General features: G+C 70.9%; 15 protein-coding genes and 1 tRNA gene. 9 read left to right on the top strand and 7 right to left on the bottom strand.

What is annotated here, in order from left to right:
• Positions 1 to 95: 95 nt before the first annotated feature.
• On the top strand, positions 96 to 689 hold the full coding sequence (locus tag ACIBBF_RS17655; RefSeq protein ID WP_397415751.1) for a helix-turn-helix domain-containing protein: 594 nt from the start codon (positions 96 to 98) through the stop codon (positions 687 to 689).
• An 8-nt stretch (positions 690 to 697) separates the two neighbouring features.
• Here the strand turns inward: ACIBBF_RS17655 and ACIBBF_RS17650 are convergent, their stop codons facing one another.
• Both ACIBBF_RS17650 and ACIBBF_RS17645 read right to left on the bottom strand, forming a co-directional pair.
• The gene (locus ACIBBF_RS17650; protein WP_397415749.1) at positions 698 to 1,642 is read right to left on the bottom strand and encodes an SDR family oxidoreductase; all 945 of its coding nucleotides are present in this window, start codon (positions 1,640 to 1,642) and stop codon (positions 698 to 700) included.
• Between the two features lie 128 nt (positions 1,643 to 1,770).
• Positions 1,771 to 2,877 (bottom strand): SDR family NAD(P)-dependent oxidoreductase, encoded by a 1,107-nt coding sequence (locus ACIBBF_RS17645; protein WP_397415747.1) that lies wholly within the window; start codon positions 2,875 to 2,877, stop codon positions 1,771 to 1,773.
• Positions 2,878 to 3,134: 257 nt separating this feature from the next.
• Here ACIBBF_RS17645 and ACIBBF_RS17640 point away from each other — a divergent pair.
• Positions 3,135 to 3,208, top strand: a tRNA-Pro gene (locus tag ACIBBF_RS17640).
• Positions 3,209 to 3,605: 397 nt separating this feature from the next.
• Positions 3,606 to 4,361, top strand: coding sequence for a helix-turn-helix domain-containing protein (locus ACIBBF_RS17635; RefSeq protein WP_397415745.1), 756 nt, complete (start codon positions 3,606 to 3,608; stop codon positions 4,359 to 4,361).
• On the opposite strand, the gene ACIBBF_RS17630 is transcribed toward ACIBBF_RS17635, so the two are convergent.
• Together ACIBBF_RS17630 and ACIBBF_RS17625 are read right to left on the bottom strand one after the other, a co-directional pair.
• On the bottom strand, positions 4,342 to 5,880 hold the full coding sequence (locus ACIBBF_RS17630) for a GMC family oxidoreductase (RefSeq protein ID WP_397415743.1): 1,539 nt from the start codon (positions 5,878 to 5,880) through the stop codon (positions 4,342 to 4,344). The two genes, ACIBBF_RS17635 and ACIBBF_RS17630, sit on opposite strands and share 20 nt — an antisense overlap.
• A 270-nt stretch (positions 5,881 to 6,150) precedes the next feature.
• Positions 6,151 to 6,888, bottom strand: coding sequence for a TetR/AcrR family transcriptional regulator (locus ACIBBF_RS17625; RefSeq protein WP_397415741.1), 738 nt, complete (start codon positions 6,886 to 6,888; stop codon positions 6,151 to 6,153).
• Positions 6,889 to 6,966: 78 nt separating this feature from the next.
• Here ACIBBF_RS17625 and ACIBBF_RS17620 point away from each other — a divergent pair, with 78 nt between their 5' ends.
• The 5 genes from ACIBBF_RS17620 (at position 6,967) to ACIBBF_RS17600 (ending at position 14,691) form a co-directional block, all read left to right on the top strand.
• Positions 6,967 to 8,055 (top strand): lipocalin-like domain-containing protein, encoded by a 1,089-nt coding sequence (locus ACIBBF_RS17620; RefSeq protein ID WP_397415739.1) that lies wholly within the window; start codon positions 6,967 to 6,969, stop codon positions 8,053 to 8,055.
• Positions 8,056 to 8,180: 125 nt separating this feature from the next.
• A complete protein-coding gene (locus tag ACIBBF_RS17615; protein ID WP_397415737.1) occupies positions 8,181 to 8,405 on the top strand; it encodes a hypothetical protein in 225 nt (74 codons plus the stop codon).
• 162 nt (positions 8,406 to 8,567) lie between these two features.
• Positions 8,568 to 9,767 carry a serine hydrolase domain-containing protein gene (locus tag ACIBBF_RS17610; RefSeq protein WP_397415735.1) on the top strand — a complete coding sequence of 400 codons (1,200 nt, stop codon included), beginning with the start codon at positions 8,568 to 8,570 and terminating at the stop codon, positions 9,765 to 9,767.
• A 132-nt stretch (positions 9,768 to 9,899) separates the two neighbouring features.
• The gene (locus ACIBBF_RS17605; protein WP_397415732.1) at positions 9,900 to 11,021 is read left to right on the top strand and encodes an FAD-dependent oxidoreductase; all 1,122 of its coding nucleotides are present in this window, start codon (positions 9,900 to 9,902) and stop codon (positions 11,019 to 11,021) included.
• 220 nt (positions 11,022 to 11,241) lie between these two features.
• On the top strand, positions 11,242 to 14,691 hold the full coding sequence (locus tag ACIBBF_RS17600; RefSeq protein ID WP_397415730.1) for a S8 family serine peptidase: 3,450 nt from the start codon (positions 11,242 to 11,244) through the stop codon (positions 14,689 to 14,691).
• Positions 14,692 to 14,761: 70 nt separating this feature from the next.
• Here ACIBBF_RS17600 and ACIBBF_RS17595 read toward each other — a convergent pair whose 3' ends face one another.
• The 3 genes from ACIBBF_RS17595 to ACIBBF_RS17585 form a co-directional block, all read right to left on the bottom strand.
• Positions 14,762 to 16,060 (bottom strand): amidohydrolase family protein, encoded by a 1,299-nt coding sequence (locus ACIBBF_RS17595; RefSeq protein WP_397415728.1) that lies wholly within the window; start codon positions 16,058 to 16,060, stop codon positions 14,762 to 14,764.
• Positions 16,061 to 16,123: 63 nt separating this feature from the next.
• Complete coding sequence (locus tag ACIBBF_RS17590) at positions 16,124 to 16,948, bottom strand: Atu4866 domain-containing protein (protein ID WP_397415726.1); 825 nt, start codon at positions 16,946 to 16,948, stop codon at positions 16,124 to 16,126.
• 164 nt (positions 16,949 to 17,112) lie between these two features.
• Complete coding sequence (locus ACIBBF_RS17585; RefSeq protein WP_397415724.1) at positions 17,113 to 17,493, bottom strand: winged helix-turn-helix transcriptional regulator; 381 nt, start codon at positions 17,491 to 17,493, stop codon at positions 17,113 to 17,115.
• A 64-nt stretch (positions 17,494 to 17,557) separates the two neighbouring features.
• Between ACIBBF_RS17585 and ACIBBF_RS17580 the strand changes: the two genes are divergently transcribed.
• Positions 17,558 to 19,762 carry an LLM class flavin-dependent oxidoreductase gene (locus ACIBBF_RS17580; protein ID WP_397415722.1) on the top strand — a complete coding sequence of 735 codons (2,205 nt, stop codon included), beginning with the start codon at positions 17,558 to 17,560 and terminating at the stop codon, positions 19,760 to 19,762.
• Positions 19,763 to 19,773 lie beyond the last annotated feature (11 nt).

The raw sequence follows: 19,773 nt of genomic DNA, 5'->3' as shown, positions 1-19,773 counted from the left end.
TTCAGGGTGTGTCGGGCACGTGACGCCAGGCGTGTCGCCGGTGTGTCGCACTGCCGCGGGCGCGGGCCGGGCCTGCGCGCTCGTACGATGCGGCGGTGTCCTCCGAACCGTCGCTGGGTGCCCGGCTGCGCTCCCTGCGTGAAGCCCGAGGTGTGTCGGCGCGCAGTCTCGCCGCGACGCTCGGCATCTCGGCCAGCGCCGTGTCCCAGATCGAGCGGGACGTGATGCGCCCGTCGGTGGTCCGGCTGCTGGCCATCACCGACGCGCTCGGCGTGCCGTTGTCCGACGTCTTCGAGCCGCCGGAGGCCGCCGCCGGACCGCGCGGCGGGGCGGGGGAGCTGGAGCAGGCCGGGATCGCCGTCACCCGGGCCTGGGAGGCGTCACCCGTGACGCTCGACGGCGGGGTCACCTTCCGCAGGCTCTCGGCCCATCCCATGCCCGGGCTCGACTTCTTCGAGTCCGTGTACCCGCCCGGCGCGACGGCGACGCTCGGCGACTCCGAGCTGTTCCGGCACGAGGGGTACGAGATCGGCAACGTCGTCTCGGGCGAGCTCACGGTGGAGCTGGCCGACGACGTGGTCGTGCTGGCGGCCGGTGACTCGATCAGCTACCCCTGCTCGGTGCCGCACCGGATCCGGAACGCCGGGGTGCGGCCGGCGGTGGCGACCTGGCTGATCGTGCATCCGTAGTCGCGGGGTCAGGCAGCCGGGATGGTCGTCCTGGTCAGCCGCTCGGAGACCTCCCAGACGCGTGCCGCCTCGGTGAGGCTGCGCAGCGGGCGGTACATCCGCTGCTCGGCCGGTGCGCCGCTGGTGTTGCCGAGCCCACGGGGGCTGTAGAGGGCGCCCGGCTTGGCCTGCGGGTCGGTGGCCGCCATGAGCGCGGGCTGCGCCGCGCTCTCGACCGTGCCGGCCAGGACACCGCGGGCGGAGAGCCAGCGGATCATCCGCCGGCCGGGGGTCTCCTGCGCACGGCCCAGCTCGGGCCGCGCGGCGAGCAGGTTGGTCGGGGCGACGCCGGGGTGGGAGAGGTTGCTGGTGATGCCCCAGCCGTGGGCCCTGCTGCGGCGCTCCAGCTCCAGGCCGAAGAGGCCGAACGCGATCTTGGACTGCCGGTAGGCGTGCATCCCGTCGTACTCGACGTCCCAGTTCAGGTCGTCCCAGTGGATGGAGCCGCTGCGGGCGGCGACGCTGACCTGCGAGGTGATCCGCGCCCCGCCGGCGCGCAGGAGCGGCATCAGCTGCGCGACCAGGGCGAAGTGCCCCAGGTGGTTGGTGCCGAGCTGGAGCTCGAACCCGTCGGCCGTCCGCTGGTGGTCGGGCGGGGTCATGACGCCCGCGTTGTTGATCAGGAGGTGGATCGGGTCGCCCTCGGCGCGCAGGGTGTCGCCGAGAGCGGCCACGCTCTCCAGCGAGGAGAGGTCGAGGGTACGTGTGGAGACCTGTGCGCCCGGCACGGCTTTCTGGATGGTGGCGATCGCGGCGTCCCCCTTGGCGGGGTTGCGGACGGGGATGACGACCTCCGCTCCGGCGGCGGCGAGACGCCGGGCCATGACCAGGCCCATCCCGTCGCTCGCGCCGGTGACCACGGCCCGCTTGCCGGACAGGTCGGGGATCGTGATGTCGAGCGGTGTGCGAGGCATGTGGTTCTCCTTGGGATCGTGCGTACCTCTGACTGTGCGGGATCGCCGGCGCGTTATGCAGGGCCCGTGGATCCCCCTCTGGCGGCTCGTCCCGGCTTGCGGGGCGGGCCGCCTCGTGCGGGCGAGGTTCAGCCGAAGGACACCTCGGCGAGCTGTTCCACCGTGTCCCAGTAACGCGATGCCATGTCACGATCCTGGGCCTGCTCGGGGACGACGGCGAATCCCGGCAGCCCGCTCAGCCCGCGCAGCTGCTTCGGGCCGTAGTAGCCGCCGCCGGTCGCCTGGGGCGAGGTGGCTGCGTACAGGGCGGGGAGGGCGCCGATGGCCGGGTCCTGCCACAGGAACGGCAGGTACTGGAAACGCCGGCCCTCCGGGCTGTCGGCCCCCGGACCGTCGAGGACGAGGTTCGTGCGGCACACCCCGGGATGCACCGCGATGCTCGTGATGCCCCAGCCGCCCGCCTTGCTGCGCCGCTCGCACTCGAATGCCATCAGGAGGGCACCGAGCTTCGTGTCGTCGTACGCGGCCCCGTACTCGTAGTGACGCTCCTTCTGGAGGTCGTCGAGGTCGATCGAGCCGACGCGCGAGCTCGACGTCCAGACGATCCGGGGTTCGGAGCCGTTGCGGAGGATCGGGAGGAGCTGCGCCGACAGGGCGAACGGGCCGCGGGCGTTGGTGGCGAACACCCGCTCGAGACCGTCTACGGTCTCCTCGCGTTCGATCCGGCCCTGGACGCCCGCGTTGTTGATCAGCAGGTCGAGCCGGTCGCCCGCGTCCTCGACCCGGGCGACGAACGCGCTGACCGATGACAGGTCGGTGAGGTCGAGCCGTTCGAACCGCACGGTCGCCCCTGGCGCCGCGGCGCGGATCCGGCGCACCGCCTCCTCGCCCCGCTCGGCATGGCGGGAGGCGATGGTCACGTCCGCACCCGCGACCGCCAGCGCCAGGGCCTCGTGGTAGCCGAGCCCGCTGCGGCCGTCGCGGGGGTAGCCGTTCGCGCCGGTGACCACCGCGCGCCGGCCGGCCTGCGACGGCATGTCCGCGGTGGTCCAGTCGGGCAGCTCCGCACCCGGGGCGGTGAGGCGTCCCGCGCCGAAGGAGAGCGCGCCGGCCGCGACGCCGACGGCAGCCATGCGCAGCACGGCGCGGCGCGAGGGTCCGCGCCGGTGGCCCGTGCGGTCGTCTCGTCCGCTCCGAGGTGGCTGGTCGGGCGGGTCGGTCGGTGGGTGTGACATGTCCTGCTCCTCGTTCGGCGTGCACCGCGGCGCTGTCTGTCGTCGATCGTCGGCGGACCGTTCTCGTGTATCCAGGACCCGCCGATCACAGGCTGGCGAGGTGGTGCGGCGGCGTCGGGCCCGATGAGGCGAGCGACCCGGACGTGGTCGAGGCGCGCCGAACGTCGTCTGGTCGGGCGCAGGCCCTGAGGTGGGGTAGTATTTCCGTCGGCCCCAAGGGGTCGAACCGGTAGCCTTGAGCATGCTCAAGAACACCGCGGGCTGTGGCGCAGCTTGGTAGCGCACTTGACTGGGGGTCAAGGGGTCGCAGGTTCAAATCCTGTCAGCCCGACCGATCGCCCCTCACCTGTTGTTGCAGGTGAGGGGCGTTTCTTGTTCCCCCGGGAGTAGCCATGTGACCGGGCTCGACGGCGGAAGTTGTCCCCATTCCGTCCCCGGCCACACACGAGTTCACACAAGAGGCCACCGAAGCGCGGGATCACGCTGTCTCTCCCGTGTCGGCGCCGGCAGGTCGTGTTCCTGCCAGGTCCGCCTTCCACCAGGCCCCCGGACCACCAGGTCACCCCAGCACACTGACACAGTGACCTCGCGATCCTGGGATCGGCGGGGCCTGTATGGGCCTGAGCAGCGCGCGGGAGGATCGGTGCCGTCGCCGATCGTGCGACGCGAGGGAATGGGCACCACATGACAGGGGCAACTCTGGACACGGGGGAGGCGACCTGTGGACTGTGCAGTTGCTGCCTGTGGTACTGGCCCTGTCCGCAACCGATGGACAGATGATCTTCTGCAGCTGCGAGGGTGAGATGACGATGTCGGAGGAGAGTACGCCGGACAGGTCGCCAGGCCGGGGCGTGATCGAAGGGGCATTCCAGCTCCTTCACGCGTTGCCGCAGACGACGCCGAACGGCCAGGTGGCGCAACTTGTCCGGCTTACGCGGATTCCGCGGCCGACGGTGCACCGGTTGCTGGCGCAGCTGCGTGAGGCCGGTGCCGTGGATCTCATCGAGGGTCACTGGACGTTGGCGGCCGGGCTCATGGGGTTGGCGCGTCAGGTCGAGCCGTACGCCGGGCTGCGCGAATCGGCTGCCGACGTTCTCCGGACGTTGCGGGCGGGCACCGGCGCCACGGCTTCGCTGGTGGTCCCGGACAGCTCGTCCTTCGTCGTGCTGGAGACGGTGCCCGGCCAGACGAGCCTGCCGGTCGGGCACCGCCCGGGTGACACCATGCCGCACTTCAGCGCGCCCGGCCTGGTCCTCGCCGACCAACGCGGGCCTTCGTCGCAGCACCGCAGCATCGGTGTCAGTTCCGATCACAGTGCCGTGCAGGAAGGCTTCACCTGCTACGCCGTCCCGGTATTCCTGCCCTCGGGGCGACGGGCGGCCCTGCAGATCGCTTCCGTCGAGCCGCGGTCCACGGACCGGTTCGCCCCGATGGTGCACCGGGCAGCGGCCTCGCTGCAGCGCCTCACGGCGTTGCCGAGCTGACCTCCGCTCCGTGGGACAGGCCGTGGTCGGCTCGGATGAACTCCGCGGCCTGTTCGCCGATCAGCACGCTGGACGCCATGGTGTTGGCCACCGTCACCCGGGGCATGGCCGAGGCGTCGGCCACCCGTAGTCCCTCGCACCCGATCACGCGGAGACGCGAGTCGAGCACGGCCATGTCGTCGCGGCCCATGCGTGCGGTTCCGCTCTGGTGCCAGAAGGTCTGCACCGCGTCACGCAGGTAGTCGGCGCGGGCGTCGCGGCCGACGGGGCCAGGCAGGGCTTCCTCTCCCAGAAACGCCCTCAGGGCGTCGGCCCTGCCGATGGTCCGCGCGGTGTCGAGAGCGCGCAGCGCGCTGTCGACGTCAGCCGGGTTGGCGAAGAAGCCGGTCTCGATGATCGGGTTGACCGAAGGGTCGGCCGACGCGAGCCTGACGCGGCCCGTGTCGTGCATCCTGACGCCGAGCAGGAAGGTAACCGCGTGCTCAGGCAGCCCGCCGCGCGCCGCGACCGTGTGCGACACCTGTGCGCCCATCGCTGAGTACAGGATCGACGGTGGATCGCCGGCGGCGTCGGTCAGGTTCCAGAACACCCCGGCCCGGCTTTCGAGGGGACCGCTGAGGTCCGCGTCGGGGGCAGCCTGCCAGACGAGGGGGAGCACAGCGTGGTCGTGGAGGTTACGCCCTACGCCGGGCAGGTGCGCTCGTACGGCGATGCCGTGCCGGCGTAGCTGCGTTGCGTCGCCCACGCCCGACAGCAGCAGCGCTTTCGGCGTACCGACCGCTCCGAGCGAGAGCACCACCTCGGCCGTGGCGTGAATCTCGAGGTTCTGGTCGGAGTGCCGCACCTTGACCCCGACGGCGCGGTTCCCTTCGAACAGCACCTCCGTGACCAGTGCGTCGTGCAGCACGGTCAGGTTGGGCCGGGGCCGCAGAGCCACATAGGACTGGTACGGCGATTGGCGTCGCCCGTCGCGGATGATCTCCTGACGCGGCGCGGTTCCGCGATCGGCCTCCGTCAGAGCCCCGTTGGGATTGGCGTACCGCGGGAAGCCGGCTTCCTGGGCCGCAGCCAGCACGGCTTCACCGTAGGGATGGATGTCCTGGGTGTCCTGCACCCACATCGGGCCGCTCTCGATGCGATCGAACAACCGGCGGACGTTGTCGTGGCTCCAGGCCGGGTCGCCGGTCTCCCGGGCGAAGAAGTCCCAGTCGTCGCCGTGCCCGCGGATCCAGATCGAGACGTTGACGCTGCCGCCGCCACCCAGCACGCGGCCCATGGCATACGGCAACGACCGGCCGTTGACCGCCGGTTCGGGTGCGGTGGTGAAATCCCACACCCTGTCGGTGCCCTGGTTCAACGGCCACATCTCCGGGTTGGTGATGGCCGGGTCCCGGTCGTCGCCACCCGCTTCGATCAGCAACACCGAGACGGCGGGATCTTCCGCCAGGCGCCCGGCCACCGCCGATCCGGCCGACCCAGCGCCGCACACCACGAAGTCGTATTGCGATGCAGTCATCATGCAGTCCCCTCATCCCGTTCACGTTCGACAGGTTGAACAGTGCTGCGAGAGCGACCACCACGGCCAACCGGCGTCCGCTGAGCGGACGACCGGGTCCAGACAGGCGCTGTCGACCACTACGCACACGTGCACGCCATCTACGACGAGCTCGGGACATCAGAGGCCGAGAAGCTCACGTCCCCATCTGGAGACTTGGCACGCTCGACCAGGAACGCGGGCGGGAGTTGGGCCCCCGAGCGGTCGCTGGCCCCGACGGTGAACACGTCTGCGTCAGGCAGTCCTGCCGCTGCCCCGTTCGGACGACAGCTCTGATGCGGGCTCAGCGCCTGACGGTGCGACCGCGATCCCTGCGATGCAGATGTCCGCCACGGCTTCGGCGTGAGCGCGGATGTCGGCGGCGTCAGGGGGTGATGGGGCGCCGAGCAGTGCTGCTTCGACGTCGTTGGCGAAGATTGCGCCGCCACCTCCGACCGCCAGGAAGTGCAGGGTCGCGTAGGGCACGGGGCGGATCCGTCCGGCTGCGACGAGGCGGGAGAGCAGGTGCTCGACGCCAGGGCGCAGCGGGTTGACGAACCGATCGACGACGAACCGCACGCGCGGGCTGTCGATCGACCCCTCGCGATTCATGATCCGCAGCACCTGGGGGTGCGTGGCGGAGAAGATCACCTGGCGCACGAGCGCCTGTCGGAGCGCCTCGAGGTCGTCGAGGGCGGGCGACTCGTCGATGTCTCTCCAGGTCCGTTCGGACTGGGCCAGGGCGTGCTCCATCGCCGCGAACCAGAGGCCCTCCTTGGAGCCGTAGCGCGCGGTCAGCAGGGCGTGGCTGACGCCGAGGCGGCGGCTCAGCTCGCGCACGGACGTGCCGTCGTAGCCCTGGTCGGCGAAAGCGTCCAGGGCGCCCTGCAGCAACCGGTCCGAGTCGGGTTCCTGTCCGGTCCGGGGGCGCCCTCGTCCGCGCGGTGCCGTCGGGAGGGCCGATTCATCACGCCGCTTGTCTGGACCCGGCACGTGGGTCATGCTGTCGGTAGGCAGATAATAGACACATGGATATTTAAGCACGGATCCGTTCCCACAGGAGGTAGGACCATGTCTGTCACCGGCACTGTCGTCCCGGCTCGCCTCGGCAGCACGCCCGAGGACTACGCCCGGCTCGGCATCGCTCCGGGCCACATCGAGCCCAGGGAGGACGGGATGCGCACCGACGGCTCCGCGGGCACCTACGAGTGGTGGTACTTCGACGCCCATCTGGCCGACGGCGCCAAGCTGGTCGTGGTCTTCTTCACCAAGCAGTTCACCGACCTGAAGAAGTCGCTCGACCCGACGATCCGGATCGACCTGACCCTCCCGGACGGCACCGCGATCCAGAAGCTCGTCGAGTTCGATCCCGAGGCCTTCTCGGCCTCCACCGAGGCCTGCGACGTGCGCATTGGCGACAACGTGTTCGCCGGCGACCTGCACCGTTACACGATCCGCGCCACGCTGGAGGACGTCGAGGTCGACATCACGCTGACCGGTCAGGTGCCGGCCTGGCGCCCCGAGACGGGGTGCTGGTACTTCGGGGACGACGGCGACTACTTCGCCTGGCTCCCGTCGGTGCCGCAGGGCGCCGTCGACGTGACCTACAGCGCGGGTGGACGGGCGGTCACCACGAGCGGCGTCGGCTACCACGACCACAACTGGGGCAACGCCTCGATGCTCGACCTCATGCACCACTGGTACTGGGCGCGCGGCGCGGCCGGCCCGTACTCGGTCATCGCCTCCTACATCACCGCGGAGAAGCGTTACGGGTACGCGGAGCTGCCGGTGTTCATGCTGGCCCGCGACGGACGGCTCATCGGCGACGACGGCGCCAAGGTGACCTTCGAGGAGCTCGGCCCGTACACCGACCAGCACACCGGTAAGCCCGTGGGCAACGTGACCCGCTACACCTACACGGACGGCGACGAGCGCTACGTCGTGACGTACAACCGGTACCACGACCTGACGGCGTCCAAGTTCGTCGACAACCTCGAGGGGCCCAAGAAGGCCGCCGCCAAGCTTGCCCGGTTCGACGGCGCCTACCTGCGGTTCACCGGAGAGATGCGGGTCGAGCGGTACAAGGCCGGGCAGCTGGTCGAGAGCCACGCCGCCGACGCGCTGTGGGAGCTGATGTACTTCGGCAAGGCGCGCCCCTGAACCGGGGCAACGGCGTGATCTGCCTCCCTCGGACCCGCCGCTAGTACCGTGCCGGCAGTCGGGGATCGCCGACGACGGTCACCGAGCGGCCGCCCCGTCTTGAGGCGGTCGATCAGCTCGTCGGGGTGACGGGCGTGCTGAGCACCGGGATGCCGGTGGCCTTGTGGACGCTCGTCCAGGCCGAACCGGTCGAGTGCTTCTGCAACACGGCGCCTCGCCCCGGGCCTCACGGGCGGTTGGCCCGCAGCCCGCACGGCCATGTCCGCCTGGCCGAACTCGGCCTCGTCACGCAACTGGCCGTGTTCGACCTGGATGGCAGATGCGGACCGGGCCGCGCCTGTGAGGCGTGAGGGGGATCGGCAGGGCGTGGCTAGCGCTGCCCGCAACCGATAGACAGACGCCCGAAGAGGCTGTTCGCGCCCGATGGGGTGATCGAGGCGGTCGCCGGTCGAGGCCGCCAGGCAACCTCTTCGCAGAAGAGCAACCGTCACTTCTGACGAAAGAAGGATGCTATGAGCAGACCGTCCCACGGCTACCACGACCCGCGGTTCGAACCCGTCGTTGACGCGTTCGACAAGAGCCTGGATGCAGGACCGTTCGGCGGTGCCTCACTGGCCGTCTACCAGGACGGGGAGTTGGTCGTCGACGTCTGGGGCGGGATCGCCGACGTCACGGCCGGCAGGCCGTGGAGTCGTGACACGATGACCCTTGCGTACTCCTGCACCAAGAGCATCGCAACGATCGTCGTCCTGCACCTCGTCGATCAGGGGCGCATCGACCTCGACACCACGGTCGGGGCGTACTGGCCCGAGTTCGACGCGAACGGCAAGCAGGACGTCACGGTGCGGCAGGTCTTGGCGCACCGCGCCGGGGTCCCGGTGGTTGACGCGCCCCTGACGTTCGACGACGTCGTGGGCGGCGAGCCCGTGTTGCGGGCGCTCGAGGACCAGAAGCCGTTGTGGCAGCCGGGGACCGCGCACGGCTACCACGCCATCACCCTCGGCACGATCCTCGGCGAGGTCGTGCGCCGCGCTACAGGCTCCACCATGGGCGCCATACTCCGGCGCGAGCTCAGCGAGCCGCTCGGGCTGGACCTGTGGATCGGCTTACCGGAGGCTGAGCACCCGCGCGTCGCGACAGTGTTGCCGGCCGATCCACGTGACGTCCCGGAGCAGCTGCGGGAGCAGCTCGCCGTGATGCTCACCGATGACACGGCCATCCGAGCCGTCACGCTGAACGGCGCGGTGCCGATCCCGCTGGTCGGGGTGTCGATGGAGAGCGCCTGGAACGACGCGCGCCTATGGGCTGCCGAGGTGCCCGCGGGCAACGGCATCGGCACCGCCCGTAGCTTCGCCAAACTGCATGCGGCTCTCGTCTCCGAGGTCGACAGCGGCGCCGGCGAACCGCGTGGGCCCCTGCTGCGGCCCGACACGCTCCAAGATGCCCGGCGCGCCCTGAGCTCCGGACCACAGATCACCGGGCCCCAGCTGCCCGCGCCGCACACCGTCTGGGGCACCGGCTTCATGACGGCCTCGCAGGCACACCCGCTGCTCGGCGCCAGCAGTTTTGGGCACGACGGCGCCGCCGGCGGCCTGTGCTTCGCCGACGCAGACGCCCGGGTGGGCTTCGCCTATCTGCCCAGCCAGTTCGGCTCGCTGCCGGACCAGCGGTCCAGCGACATCGTCGCTGCGCTGGTCGAGAGCTTGGGCTGACCCCGGCTGAGCAATCACAGCACCATGTCGCTGCCCGGCTTCGACGAGCAGCTTCGCGACGCCCTGGACGAGGCGATCCGGTGTCGGTCCCGCGACCGTGCGCCAGTGCGCTCTACACGATGGAGGTCAACTGTGTCCGCAACTATCGGTCGTGCCCGGGTCGTGGTCGCGGGGCTTGGTGATACCGGCCTGATCGCCGCGGTGAACCTCGCTCGGTACGACCGCCAGATCGACGTGGTGGGGATCTCCACCACGTCCGCATGGCTCAGCGGACGGGACCTCGGTCTGCGGCTGGCTCGACCCGGCAGGTGGGCGGACCAGTACAACATCGCGTTCTCACGGTTCCGCGCTCTGGACCGGACCCGGGTGGTGCACGGCACGCTCACCGGCCTTGACGAGGGAGCTCGAACGGTGACCGTGCGGTCGGCCGAGGGGGCCACGAACCGTGAGCCCTATGACGCGCTTCTGATCGCCACTGGCGTGCGCAACGGAGCCTGGCGCCGCCCTGACCTGCAGAACCAAGCCGGCATCGAAAAGGGCCTGGCCCTGATGCACGCACGGGTCGCGGCGGCCGAGTCGATCGCTATCGTCGGCGGCGGCCCTGCCGCGATGGGCAGCGCCGCTCAGCTCGCCGAGGCGTTCCGGCACAAGCAGGTGTCCGTCTACTTCCCGGGCGACCGTGCATTGACGAGACATCACCCTCGCGTGTGGGACCTGGTGCGGTCCCGGCTTGAGGGGCTCGGCGTTCGCCTGCATCCCCGTCACCGTGCGGAGGCTCCGTCCGACACGTCACTGTCATCGGGACCCGTACGTTTTGCCACCGGTCAGGCGCCGGCGGAGGCTGCTCTCGTCCTCTGGGCGATCGGCCGGGCCCGCCCCAACACGGAGTGGTTGCCCCGCACCTTGCTGGGTGCCGAGGGTTTTGTGCGGGTCGAGGCGAACCTGAGCGTGCCGGGTCACGACGGGATCTGGGCCGTGGGTGACGTGGCGGCCAGCGACCCGCTGCGCTCCACAGCGCGCAACAACGGTGCCGAGCTGGTCGCCCGCAACATCGCGAGATCGCTCCGCGGGAGAGGGACTCGTACCTGGCGTTCTCCGTCTCATGCGTGGGGATCGGTGCTGGGCCCTCTCCGCGACGGGCTGCACGTCTTCCAAGCTTCCGGCGGCGACATCCGCTACTCCCTCCAGGTTGATGACCTTCTCGAACGTCACGTCATCAGTCGTCTGATCTACCGCGGAGTCCGCGCGAAGTAGATGTGCTTCCGATGGGGTCCAGGGTGGCGAAGGCGCGTGTCTGCCTCGCCCCGTCAGATCGGTCACCTTCTGCTCCTGACGCACGTCGACCACGAAAGTCGTGGGTGTCCGGACTCCACATCTCGCTGATCAGCGGCGTCTTGAGGGGGGAGCACGTTCCGACCACCTCCCATTCCGACGACGCGAGGAGCAAGAAGTGCGTGGCAGAGCAAGAGCGTCCATGACGATCGCGGTAGTGCTGAGCGCGACCACGGCCCTGGGAGGGTACGTCGCGGCGAACGCCGCATCACCCACCACGACATCGACGGCTGACGGGTCGTCGTCAGCCCGGGGTTCCGAGGCCGCCTTGCCGGCCCGGACGGTCACCCTCCTGACGGGCGACCGGGTGGTGGTGTCCACGTCCACGGACGGGCGCCGTACGGCGACGGTGCTGCACGGACCGGGCCGGGAGCACATGGTCGTCCGGCAGCAGGCGGTGGGTGACGCGCTCTACGTCGTACCGGCCGATGTTGCTCCTCTGGTGCCGGAGGTCCTGGACCGCGACCTGTTCGACGTGGCGAAGCTCGCCGACATCCAGCACGACGAGTACCGGACCGACGTCCCGGTGATCCTGGCGAGTGCCGGCGGTCCGGCCGCGCCGGCGTCGTCGGCCAGGACGAGTGCCGGGGCCGAGCCGGACTGGGCGGCCCTGGGCGTCGAGCCGGAACACCGGCTGGAGTCCATCGGCGCGGTCTCTGCCCGCCTGGACGCGGACGGCGCGGGTGACCTCCTGGATGCCCTGCGCGCGACGCACCCTGGCGGGGGTGCGGGCGTACGCGCGATGGCCCGCGCGGCCGCGGGCCGGGTCCCAGCCGCTGCCGAGAGGGCGGCAGGCCGCGTCGCGCACGTGTACCTGGACGAGCCTGTCGAGTCGTCGGACGCGGACTCGATGCCGCAGATCGGCGCTCCGGCCGCCTGGGACGCCGGCCATACCGGGGAAGGGGTCACGGTCGCGGTGCTCGACTCGGGTGTCGACGTGACGCATCCCGACCTCGACCAGTCGATCGTCGGCAGCCGGGACTTCACCGGATCTGGTGGCGTGGCGGACCACAACGGGCACGGAACCCATGTCGGATCGATCGTGGCCGGCTCGGGGGAGGCGTCCGGTGGCGCGAACCAGGGCGTCGCGCCTGGCGCGGACCTGCTGTTCGGAAAGGTCACGGACGGCTACGACGACGAGGAGTCCACGGTGATCGCCGGGATGGAGTGGGCAGCGGCCCAGGGCGCCGACATCGTCAACATGAGCCTGAACTTCGGTGCCACCGACGGCACAGACCCGCTCGCCACCGCCGTGAACGAGCTGACCGCGCAGCACGACACCCTGTTCGTCGTCTCTGCAGGCAACCGGCGCACCAACGGGTCGATCGGGTCCCCCGGCACCGCGGACGCCGCCCTCACCGTCGGCTCGGTGGACGACCACGACGTGCTGGCCGCGACCTCCAGCAAGGGGCCACGGGTGGGCGACGGTGCGATCAAGCCGGACGTGACCGCACCCGGCGTGGGTATCGTCGCCGCGAGGGCCGCGGGGACGAGCATGGGCACGGTCGTCAACGAGTGGTACACCGAAGTGGGCGGTACCTCGATGGCGGCCCCGCACGCGGCCGGGGCGGCCGCCGTGCTGAAGAGCGCGCACCCCGGGTGGGGCGCCGACGAGCTCAAGGCACGGCTGATGGGCTCGGCCCGGCCGGGACCGGCGGGCACGACGGTCTGGGACGAGGGCGCCGGCCGGGTCTGGATCCCTGGGGCGCTCGACCTCCCGGCCACCGCGCAGCCGGCCTCGCTGTCCTTCGGGGCGCTGGAGACCGGCCGTGACGGGGCAGCGACCAAGCCACTGACCTATGCCAACCCGTCCGACCAGGACCTCGAGCTGGCCCTCTCCACGGACTTCCGCGGCCCGGACGGCGCGCCGGTGGACGGCGGGGTCACCCTCGGTACGGAGGTCCTGACCGTCCCGGCGGGTGGTACGGCCTCGGTGGACGTCACGCTCGACAACTCGGTCGGGCCGGTGGGCCGGTACTCCGGTGCGGTCACCGCGACCGTCGTCGGCGGGCCGTCCGCCGGCGCGACGGTGCGCACCGCGCTCGGTTACGAGAAGCTGCCCGAGCGGTTCGACCTGACGATCCGGACCGAGGGCCGGGACGGCGAGCCCATGGACGGCTGGTCCTCGCTCTCCCTGATGAACCTCGACGACCACACGCGGTACAGCGAGTCCTTCGATGTCTTCGACGGGGAGCTCACCGTGCGCGTCCCCGCCGGGACCTACGGCGTCGTCGGCGCGCTGAGCGAGGGCGACTACGACACGTGGCAGTTCGACGCCGTCACCGGTGTCGCGGACGCAGACGTCCGGGTCACCGACGACACTACCGTCACCCTCAGCGCCGAGGGCGCGATGCCGGTCTCGGTCAGCACGCCGAGGCCCGCGGAGGCGGTGCGGAGCGTGTTCAGCTACCTGATGCTGGACGAACATGGACGCACCAACATCTACCCGTACGACTACGGAGTGTCCGGTGAGACGGAGCTGTACCTCGCCGACTCGGGTGCCGCGACGGCCGGCGAGGTCCGGCTGATGAACCTCTTTGTGCTGCGGGAGCCCGTCGACGCGGGACACGAGCCCACCTACACCTATGACCTCGCCTTCCAGCATCAGGTTGGCACGGACCTCGAGTTCGACGTGCGCCGCGATGAGCTGGCCACCGTCCGCACCGGCTACGGGCACGCCCCGCAGGGTGCGACGGCGTGGGTGTCCAGCTTCGCGGCGCTGCCTGGGTTCCCCGCCAGCTTCGGCCTCAGTGACACGGTGGCACCGGGCACGGCGCGGACCGAGTACCTGCTCGCGGGTGACATCGAATGGACCAAGCGCGCGACGTTCGACGAGGAGACGGAGGACGGCGACATCGTCGACCACGGCGCGTACGAGTCCGCACCGACGTCCTACGTGGCGGGCAGCCGGTACACGACCGTGTTCGGCGGTGCGGTCCACTCCAGCAGCGCACAGGTCCGGGACAGCAGGGAGAACCTCCTGGTCACCCTCTCCGGCTGGACCGACGGCGACGCCCACTGGAGCAGCCTCTGGGACGCGGACCACCGGGTGCGCCTGTGGCAGGACGGCGAGCTGGTCAGCGACACCCAGGGCGCACGGGTGGTCGTCCCCATGCCGCAGGAGCCGACGCCGTTGCGCCTCGAGTACTCGGGCACGCGCGACGACGGCTGGCCCACAGCCCCGCGGGTGACGGGCGTGTGGGAGTTCACCGCCGGCCCGGCCGGAGAGCTCGACTCCCTGTTGCCGCTGCTCGACGTCGACTACGCCGTCGCCGGGCTCGGCCTGGACGGGATCGCACCGCGGCGCACGACGATCACCATCGATGCGCGTGCGTCCGACGGCGGAGCCGGCTCGGCGGCGACGTCGGCCCAGGTCCGATGGTCGTCCGACGACGGCGCGACCTGGCACCGTGCCGTGGCCAGGCCGAAGGGCGACGGTACCTTCGTGCTGACCGTCGCGGCGCCGTCGGGAGCGGAGCAGATCTCGCTCGACGTCGAGGCGTCGAACCCGCAGGGCTCGGTCCACGAGACGACGATCGGGGCCTACCAGGTCGGACAACCTGCCGCGGGCCTGCGGGTGCCCGGCAACTGACGCCACACGCGGGAGCCCGGCGGACGGCCGGGCTCCCGCGTTGCTCCGGACCGGGCTGCCTGCGCCCGCGTCAGATGCCGATCGACCGGACGAGACGGCCGGAGCTGATGACGGCTTGGTGGTGGCGTGGATCGATCAGGTGTGAGATGTCCGTGTGCGGGTCGGCGTCCAGGAGCAGGGCGTCGGCGACGGCGCCCACGGTCACGGTGCCGGCGCTGTCCCGCTTGCCGACCCGTTCGGCGGCGTGGCCGGTGGCCGTGGTGACGACTTCGGACAGGGGCAGCCCGGCCTGGGCGAACAGCTGCAGCTCGCGCAGCAGGGCGCTGCCCGGGGTGGGCATGCCGATCGTGATGTCGCTGCCGGCGACGAGCTTGACGCCGGCCTCGTGGAAGAGGGGCAGTGTGCGCACGGCGTGGTCGAACCGGGTCAGTGACTCGTCGGCCGGGTGATGGGGGAACGGCATGCCCCAGGTGGGGCGAGCCGCGATCGCGGCCGCGTCCTCGGCCGAGGAGATGCCGTCGACGACGAGCTCGTCGAGGTGGGCGGGGTCCCCGCTGCGGCCCAGCTGCTCCCAGGTGACGAGCGTGGGGCAGTAGAGCGTTCCCGTGCGGCCGAGCAGGTCGGCGATCTGCTCGGCCTCGCTCGTGTCGGTGGGGTCCTGCGGAATGAAAGCGTGCTCGATGCAGTCGGCTCCGGCCGCGACCGCGTCCCGCAGGTCGGTGCCGGTTGCCACATGGACCAGTACCTTCTTGCCTGCACCGTGCGCGGTCTGGACGACCGCCTCGAGTGCGGCCACGGGGAGTCGCTCGCCGCCGGTGGGTCGTCCGTCGAGGATGCACTTGACGAAGTCGACCTGATCGAGCAGCTTCTCGACCTGCCGACGTGCCTCGTCGGCACTGCCCACCTCGACGGCCATGGAACGCTCGCCGTGGAACGACAGGGGCCAGCCCTGGACACCGGTGAGGACCGGTCCGGCGAAGAACAGCGATGCCGCGGTGTGGCCGGCCTGGCGGGCCTCGCGGATGGTACGGCCCTGCGTGACCGGGCCCCCGAGGTCACACACGGACGTGATGCCCGAGTCCAGGTAGCCGGACAGGGTGCTCAGGACCTGCGGTAGCCGTTCGGCCTCCGGAAGGGACATGTCGAGCCCGGTCAGGTGGGTGTGGCTCTCCCACAGGCCGGGCAGGAGATAGCCGCCGCGCCCGTCCAGGACCACTTCGCCGTCGTGTGTGCCCTCGCTCGACGGCCTGGCGGTGTCCACGCCGGAGGGACGGATGTCCTCGAATCGCCCCTCGGCGATACGGACGTCCATGGCCGGCAGGCCGACGGCGCCGGTGCCGTCGATGACGGTCACGTTCTTGATGATCATGTTCGGTTCCCTTGGTTGGTGCTGATCGAGGGCTGCCCCCAAGGCTGGCGATCGGGAGCGGGATCATCCAGGCTCTGCCGATCCCAGGCTGAGATCGGGGCGGTTCATCACGAGGCCGGCGTGGTGGAGCGTGCCGTCCAGCAGCTCACCGAACGCCCAGAAACCGCTGTCGTCCAGATAGGTGATCCTGTCGTCGCGGACCCAGTACCGTCCCGTGTAGGCATCCGCGCGGCCGCTACGGGTCTCGGAGTAGCGTCCGTCGGCCAGCAGGTGCTGCTCCACGTCACGCGCGGGGTCCACCCACGTCCCGACCCAGGTCTGCGCCGCGGCCGGGTCGGTCAGGTCTGCGCCGGCCGGGCGAGTCGGCCGTCCGTCGAGTGCCTCCAGGTGCCCGGACACGTAGACCGCTGCCAGGTCAGCGGGGTCGATCACGAGCATGGTGCGGACCTGCACCTCGCTGACCGGGCGGCGTACGAGCGCGAACGTCGCCCGGTTGCCGGGAACCAGGTCATGGATGTTCCGCTGCGACACGGGTCGTCGGGACACTGCGCTCTCGACCGTGAGCGGGACCGCGTACGTGCCCGAGGCATCGACCACGGTGTGCTCGTCCCGGGTCGGTTCCACGAGCACTCCGTCAGCGACATACAGGTCCTCGCGCACCGAGGTGGTGGGAGTCCTCATGACCGTCGCACCCCGGAGGACGAACGGATCGTCGGTGCCCCGCTCGTCGGTCTGCCCCGCGGGAGGTCGCTCCGTGCCCTGGACCGCGGGCGGGCGTGACCGCTGCGCTGCGCCGTCGTCCGTGCAAGCAGCGCCGAGCGCCGCGACGGCGACAGCAGCGGCGGCCGTCAGGGCCATCCGCCGGCGCGCGGGCGTGTTCGTCGTCATGGCGGCACCCTGGCAGCCGGGTGCCGGCCGAGGAAGGCTGCCGGGTTCCTGGGTGCGACGCACCCAGGACCGCCGGGTCGGACCGCGGGCACGAGCCGACGCGACGACCGGCCCTCCTGACGCTCTCCCGACCGTGCTGCCAGGTCTCCCCGTACCCTGCTTCGTCAGGTCGAGGGGAGGGGTGCGGCGGCGTCGACCTCCCAGCGTTGCACGTAACCGGCGACGGAGTGGAGCGCGTCGATGAGATCCAGCCCCTGTGCTGTGAGCCGATAGCGGATCGTGACTGGCGTCGTGGGGATCACGGTGCGCTCGACCAGGTGAGCGGCTTCCAGCTGCTTGAGCCGGAGGGTGAGCATCCGCGGTGAGAGGCCGGCCGTCATCGCGATGATCTCGCCGAAGCGCTCGACGCCGCGCCCCAGCGCGAGCAGGATGCTCGGCGACCAACGCTGCCCCACCACCTCGAGGACCTTGCTGGCGTGCCGGCACTGCGCCTCGTCGGCGTGGCGCCAGGAGGTGGAGGGCGGGGATGCTGGCGAGGAAGTCACTTACCAATAGTAACTCAGTTACTCTGGCTTTGCGGGCCGGGTGCGCTCTGCCGAGACTGACTGCATGCCTGATTACGGACATCCGCTGCGGTTCGGCAGCTTCATCTCGCCCCTCGCCGCACCCGCTCGGCACGCAGCCGACCTGGCGGTCCTCAGCGAGGACATCGGCCTGGATCTTGTGACGTTCCAGGATCATCCCTATCAGGCGGTGTTCCACGACACGTGGACGTTGCTGTCATGGGTCGCTGCGCGTACCGAGCGCATCCATGTCGCAGGGAACGTGCTGAATCTTCCGCTGCGGCAGCCCGCGGTGCTCGCTCGCGCTGCGGCGAGCCTGGACCTGCTCAGCGGCGGCCGGTTCGAGCTGGGGATCGGGGCGGGCGGCTTCTACGAGGCGATCGCCGAGATGGGTGGCCCGCTGCTCACCCCGCCCGACGCCGTGTCGGGCCTGGACGAGGCGCTGGAGATCGTGCGTGGCATCTGGGACGTCGACGATCCGGCACCGTTGCGGGTGGCTGGTCGCATCCACCATGTCGACGGCCCGCGCCGTGGCCCCCGGCCTGCGCACGACATCCCGATCTGGGTCGGTGCGGTCAGGCCCCGCATGCTGCGGATCATCGGACGGAAGGCCGACGGATGGCTGCCGAGCCTGCCGTGGCTGCAACCCGGTGACTTCGCCCGTGGCAACCGGACGATCGACGAGTCCGCCCGGAAGGCCGGACGCTCTCCGAAGCAGATCGTGCGGCTGCTGAACGTCAGCGCACGAGACCGCGCGGACGAGCTCGCCCGGCTCGCGATCGAGGACGGCGCAAGCGTGTTCATCCTCGCGAGCGACGACCCCGACGAGCTGCGCCGCTTCGCCGAGGTCACCGCCAAGGAGGTCCGGGAACGGGTCGCGGAGGCCCGTGACACCCCCGGTGCGGCCGGGGCCTCGGCCAGCTCCCGAGCGGCCGGTGCCGGGATCGGCGGCGACCCTGTTCCCGCCTCGCTCGCCGACCGTGCGCTCACGCCGCAGGAGCGCGGGTACGCCCGCTACACGCACAGCTACTTCCGGGGCGCGCGCCCCGCGCTCGTGCTGCGGCCGCAGTCGGCCGCCGAGGTGCAGGACGCCGTGCGCTACGCCGCGAAGCACCGGGAGGTGCCGTTGGGCATCTTCAGCGGAGGGCACGGCCTGTCGGGCAGGTCCCTGAACGACGGCGGTATCGTCATCGCCGTCGACGCGCTCGACACCATCGAGCTGCTCGACGGCAACCGCATCCGCTTGGGACCCGGAGCCGTCTGGGGCGACGTGGCGCGTGCCCTCGCCCCGCGCGGCCTCGCACTGACCTCCGGGGATGCCGGCACCGTCGGGGTCGGCGGGCTCGCCACCGCGGGCGGCATCGGTTGGTTCGTGCGTGAGCACGGGCTGACCATCGACCATCTCCGCTCGGTCGAGGTGGTCACGGCCGACGGTGAGCTCGTGCGGGCCAGCGTGGACGAGAACCCCGACCTGTTCTGGGGGATGCGCGGAGCCGGCGCGAACTTCGGGATCGCGGTGTCCTTCGAGTTCGACACCGACCCCGTCGGCCCTCAGGTCGGCTTCGCGCTCCTTCTCTACGTCCCCGAGGACATCGCTGTCTTCCTCCAGGACTGGGGCACCGCGATCGAGCATGCGCATCCCAGCGTCACCGGAACGCTCATGATCGGCCCCGGCGGACGCCAGACCGCGGTGCAGGCGGTCATCGTCGTCGATTCCGACGACCCAGACACGATCGTCGAACGACTCCGGCCCTTCGCCGAGCTGGCTCCTCTCGCGAACCAGTCCGTCCAGCTCGTCCCGTACAGCGACCTGCTCGTCCCGCCACCCGGGACCGAGACCCAGCACGGCCACGGCGAGCCCCACGGACACTCCGCCCTGGCGCGCCACCTGGACACCGACGTCGCCAACGGCCTGGCGGAACTGCTCGCCTCCGACACCAGCTTCATCCTCTCCGTACGCTCGGCGGGCGGTGCCACCGCGAACGTCCCGCCGGATGCGACCGCCTACGCCTGGCGTGATGCGAACTTCCTCGTGGTCACCCTCGGCGGAGGAACCGCGGACTTCGAGGAGCGGTGGACGCGGCTGCAGCAGCACATGGAAGGGATGTACATCAGCTTCGAGACCGACACCGGCCCCGAGGCGGTTGCCCGTGCCTTCCCGGCCGCTCACCTGGAACGGCTACGTGACCTCAAGGCCCACTGGGACCCTGCCGGTCTGTTCCGGGACAACTTCTTCATCGACCCGGCCTGAACCGCAGCTGG

Origin of the sequence: Promicromonospora sp. NPDC050880 (genome assembly GCF_044456525.1) — a bacterium.
GTDB lineage: Bacteria > Actinomycetota > Actinomycetes > Actinomycetales > Cellulomonadaceae > Promicromonospora.
This window is presented reverse-complemented; position numbering and strand designations above follow the sequence as displayed.

Coding starts and splice junctions, on each gene's coding strand:
- ACIBBF_RS17595 (WP_397415728.1), bottom strand. CDS start 16,060: ATGATCATCAAGAACGTGACCGTCATCGACGGCACCGGCGCCGTCGGC.
- ACIBBF_RS17600 (WP_397415730.1), top strand. CDS start 11,242: ATGACGATCGCGGTAGTGCTGAGCGCGACCACGGCCCTGGGAGGGTAC.
- ACIBBF_RS17645 (WP_397415747.1), bottom strand. CDS start 2,877: ATGTCACACCCACCGACCGACCCGCCCGACCAGCCACCTCGGAGCGGA.
- ACIBBF_RS17580 (WP_397415722.1), top strand. CDS start 17,558: ATGCCTGATTACGGACATCCGCTGCGGTTCGGCAGCTTCATCTCGCCC.
- ACIBBF_RS17590 (WP_397415726.1), bottom strand. CDS start 16,948: ATGACGACGAACACGCCCGCGCGCCGGCGGATGGCCCTGACGGCCGCC.
- ACIBBF_RS17630 (WP_397415743.1), bottom strand. CDS start 5,880: ATGATGACTGCATCGCAATACGACTTCGTGGTGTGCGGCGCTGGGTCG.
- ACIBBF_RS17620 (WP_397415739.1), top strand. CDS start 6,967: ATGTCTGTCACCGGCACTGTCGTCCCGGCTCGCCTCGGCAGCACGCCC.
- ACIBBF_RS17650 (WP_397415749.1), bottom strand. CDS start 1,642: ATGCCTCGCACACCGCTCGACATCACGATCCCCGACCTGTCCGGCAAG.
- ACIBBF_RS17610 (WP_397415735.1), top strand. CDS start 8,568: ATGAGCAGACCGTCCCACGGCTACCACGACCCGCGGTTCGAACCCGTC.